This is a genomic window from Pseudomonas fluorescens, assembly GCF_902497895.1.
GTDB lineage: Bacteria > Pseudomonadota > Gammaproteobacteria > Pseudomonadales > Pseudomonadaceae > Aquipseudomonas > Aquipseudomonas fluorescens_BP.
Genome location: NZ_CABVHQ010000140.1, coordinates 1 through 3683, shown reverse-complemented (window position 1 = coordinate 3683; position 3683 = coordinate 1). Strand labels below are relative to the sequence as shown.

Below are 3683 nucleotides of genomic sequence, written 5' to 3'. Positions count from 1 at the left end.
CCCGAGCACCGTCTCGGGGCGGCGGCCAACGGCGCTGACAGGAGAACTCGCCATGAAGGCTGCATTCCGTATTTTTCCCATTGCGCTGCTGGCGGTTCTGGCCCAGGACGTGCGCGCGCAGCAGGCCTTTCCCAGTCCGGATGCCGCCGCCGAAGCCCTGGTCGCCGCGCTCGGCACCCAACAGGCCGATCCCGCGCGCCTCGCGGCCTTGCTCGGCGCCGACTGGCGCACGTATATCCCGCTCGAGGGCGTCGACCGCGAAGATGTCGATGCCTTCCTAGCCCGCTATCGGGAAAAGCACAGCACCCAGCCCGACGGGAAAGGTCAAGCGCATCTGGTGGTCGGCACCGACCCCTGGACGTTGCCGCTGCCGATCACGCAGCGCAAGGACGGCTGGGCCTTCAACGCCAAGGCCGGTGGCGAGGAGATCCGTGAACGCCGCATCGGTCGCAACGAACTGGCCACCGTGCAGTCGGCGCTGGCCTACTACGATGCTCAGGTGGACTACGCCGAGATCGACCGCGACGGCGACGGCGTGCTTGAGTACGCGCAGAAGTTCATCAGCAGCAACGGCAAGTACGATGGTCTGTACTGGGCCGAGGAGCCCGGTATAGAAGAGAGTCCGCTCGGCCCATTGTTCGGCGACGCCAAGCCCGGCGGCGACTGGCATGGCTACCACTACCGTATCCTCGACGCACAGGGGCCATCAGCGCCGGGCGGCGCTTACAACTATAAACTCGGCGACAACATGAGCCGCGGCTTCGCCCTGATCGCCTGGCCGGCGAAGTACGGCGACAGCGGTGTGATGAGCTTCATGATCAGCCACGAGGGCCAGCTGTTCGAGAAAGACCAGGGCCCGGACAGCGCGAAACTGGCGACGGCCATGCTCCGCTTCGATCCGGATAGCAGTTGGAGCGATGTTGAGGAGCAGCCGGTGCCTTGAGCTCGGGGGAAGAAAAACTTAACGTTGTGTTTGGGATGAGTTGACCACTGCAGGATCAGAACGGTGTGTTGGCCGGACGCTGGGAAAAGGGGAGGGATCTATTTATGGTAAATAGATCCCCTTTCTGGTCGAAGGATATCGGACAGGTCGCCATGGGGTTGTTGCCGAAGCCAATGGTGCGTCCGTTATCAAGGCGCCGGGTCAAGGCTTCACCCATGGCGTGGCCAGTGCCAGCGTGATGAGGTAGCGCTCCTCTGTGGGACGCTTATCGTCCCTGAAGCGATTAACCACCAACATCACTTGATACTGGTTGCCGGCTTGCCAATAAGACGTTCCGCCTTTATTCACGTCGCGCAATCGGGCACGCCAATGCGGCGTGTCGGCAAATGGTGGATCGTCATTGACGCGGATTGGTATCCAGCCCCCTTTGCGCCATTGCTCCTGCAAATTCAGCACGACTCGGAGCGTATCGTCGAGCAACAGCGGCTCGATTTGTGGGGACATACGGACATCGCTGACCAGCTCATCATCGAAACTAATTGTGAAGAAGCGAGCCAGTGGGGTTACGAACCCGTATTGGGGGTCTATGAAACGAAGGCGGGCATCAGACTTGGGAATGTTGAACCAGTAATGCCCGGGAATGGCCGGATCAATGCCCGCACTAGAGCGCTGACGCATGGTTTCCCAAGGCTCGCCAATCACCAGCGCGATTTCCGGTTCACTCGATTGCACTTGAATCGCCGCCATCGTAAGGAGAGCAGCGACCGCCAGTGCAAATACCGCGCGTCGCCAGCCGAGATGAGCGAGCCAACTCATCGCACGCCCCGGCCTGCAGCGATATCCTGAATCGCCTGTTCAATCCGGTGGCCATTACCGTCACGCAGCAGCTCATCAAACCGCGCCGCCGCATTGAGCACGAAGGGCATGCGCTGTTGGAGATCGGACAGGTTGGCAAAGTGATTGCTGCCAAAGCCAATGGGGTGTCCGTCATTAATACGCATTTTCAAGGCCCACCCCGAGACTTGCCCAGTCCGATCGTGATGAGGTAGCGCTCCTCTGTGGGACGCTTATCGTCCCTGAAGCGATTAACCACCAACATCACTTGGTACTGGTCGCCCGCTCGCCAGTAGGCCGTGCCCCCTTTATTCACGTCTCGTAATCGGGCCCGCCATTGCGGCGTGTCGGCAAACGATGGAAAGTCCTTGACCCGGATTGGCGTCCAGCCCCCTTGACGCCATTGCTCCTGCAAGTCCAGCACGATCTTGAGCGTATCGTCGAGCAACAGCGGCTCGATCTGCGGGGACATCCGGACACTTCTGACTAACTCGTCAGTGAAACTAACCGTGAAGAAGCGGGCCAGTGGGGTCACGAACCCGTATTGAGGGTCTGTGAAGCGCAGGCGCGCATCAGACTTTGGAATGTTGAACCATGAGTGCCCAGGAATGGCTGGATCAATGGCTGCACTGGAGCGCTGGCGCATGGCCTCATAAGGCTCGCCAATCACCAGCGCAATTTCCGGCTCACTCGCGTCAAGGCGTACCGCCGCCAACACCAGCAGTGCGACAACGGCCAGACCGATACCGCCCCGTCGCCAACCCACGCGTTGCAGCAGGCTCATCGCACGCCCCGGCCCGCGGCGATATCCAGAATCGCCTGTTCGATCCGGTGGCGATTGCCGTTCCGCAGCAGCTCGTCAAACTGCGCCGCCGCCCTGAGCACGAAGGCCATGCGCTGATGGATATCGGACAGGTCGGCCATGGGGTTGTTGCCAAAGCCAATGGTGCGTCCGTCATCAACGCGACGGCACTGGCTGGCCAGTGTCAGTTCGATGGCTTCAGCGGCGCCGGACGGGACGCCGGTGATATAGGAAACATGGTTGCCGCGCAGCAACCATACCAGTCCCCGGTCGCGGTACATCGCCGGTTGCAAGATGTTGGCCTGTTCGTGCTCGGCAAGAAGCGCAACGCTTTCGGCGATATTGCCAGCCTCAATGGCTTCAAAGGCTTGCAGGATTTCCTCGTAGTCAGTACCGAACTTTAGCGTCTCCTGCGCGACCGGCCACAGCACCGGGTGCTGGTCATGCCCATAAATGTTTTTGCGTGAAGGCAGGCAGGTTTCAAGTGCCTGCAACCCACGCTCTTGGTAGAAAGCGTGCAGCGGAAATATATCCAGAAACAGCGTGGTATTGCCCATGGCCAGCATCTCGTACACGTACTGGTACAGCCGCTGCGCGTACGACAGCGGTTCGTCGTTGCGCCCGAGGTCGATGCTCGGCAACGGGTTGTTGCGGTGGGCTTGTTCGTAGTCGCGCTGTGCCTGCTCGAAGTCTCGCAGTTTCGCCTGCCTTTCACGTTCACTGCGGCTGAGCAAGCCAAAGAACCCTTTCCTGGCGCTATTCTTTAGAATCTGCCCTGCCTCATATTCAGCCTGAATCTTATCGATCGAATCGGCGGCGTGCAGCAGGCCGCAACCGACCTGTTTCGAGGCAAAGGCTGCGAGGCCCGCCCATTGAAAACGCTGATCCTCAAGCCATAACCTGGCGTAGGCGGCATTGATCGCGCGATTACGCGCCTTGGGGTCGGCGATCAGCGTGCCGGCCGGTGCCACGATGGACTCGGCTCTTTGCTGGTACCCGCGCCAGAGGTTCTCGCAGACCCGTCCCGGCAGTTCAGCGAAGGTCGGAGTGGGACGGCTCGCTGCAGGCGCGAAACCGGATGGGCGCGGCTCGGTTACCGAGTGG

General features: G+C 60.8%; 5 protein-coding genes. 1 reads left to right on the top strand and 4 read right to left on the bottom strand.

The features are described from left to right. Window positions 1–52: 52 nt before the first annotated feature. On the top strand, window positions 53–943 hold the full coding sequence (locus tag F8N21_RS30045; RefSeq protein ID WP_150645573.1) for a DUF2950 domain-containing protein: 891 nt from the start codon (window positions 53–55) through the stop codon (window positions 941–943). Window positions 944–1144: 201 nt separating this feature from the next. Here F8N21_RS30045 and F8N21_RS30040 read toward each other — a convergent pair whose 3' ends face one another. The 4 genes from F8N21_RS30040 to F8N21_RS30025 all read right to left on the bottom strand — a co-directional run. Next, window positions 1145–1759 (bottom strand): hypothetical protein, encoded by a 615-nt coding sequence (locus tag F8N21_RS30040; protein WP_150645572.1) that lies wholly within the window; start codon window positions 1757–1759, stop codon window positions 1145–1147. Beyond that, window positions 1756–1944 carry a hypothetical protein gene (locus F8N21_RS30035; protein WP_150645571.1) on the bottom strand — a complete coding sequence of 63 codons (189 nt, stop codon included), beginning with the start codon at window positions 1942–1944 and terminating at the stop codon, window positions 1756–1758. Before F8N21_RS30035 ends, F8N21_RS30040 begins: the two co-directional genes overlap by 4 nt. 2 nt (window positions 1945–1946) lie before the next feature. Further along, the gene (locus F8N21_RS30030; RefSeq protein ID WP_150645570.1) at window positions 1947–2561 is read right to left on the bottom strand and encodes a hypothetical protein; all 615 of its coding nucleotides are present in this window, start codon (window positions 2559–2561) and stop codon (window positions 1947–1949) included. Continuing rightward, window positions 2558–3683, bottom strand: a 1126-nt coding sequence (locus F8N21_RS30025; protein WP_412071688.1) for a DUF2515 family protein, incomplete at its 5' end; no start/stop codon positions are given. The genes F8N21_RS30030 and F8N21_RS30025, both read right to left, overlap by 4 nt.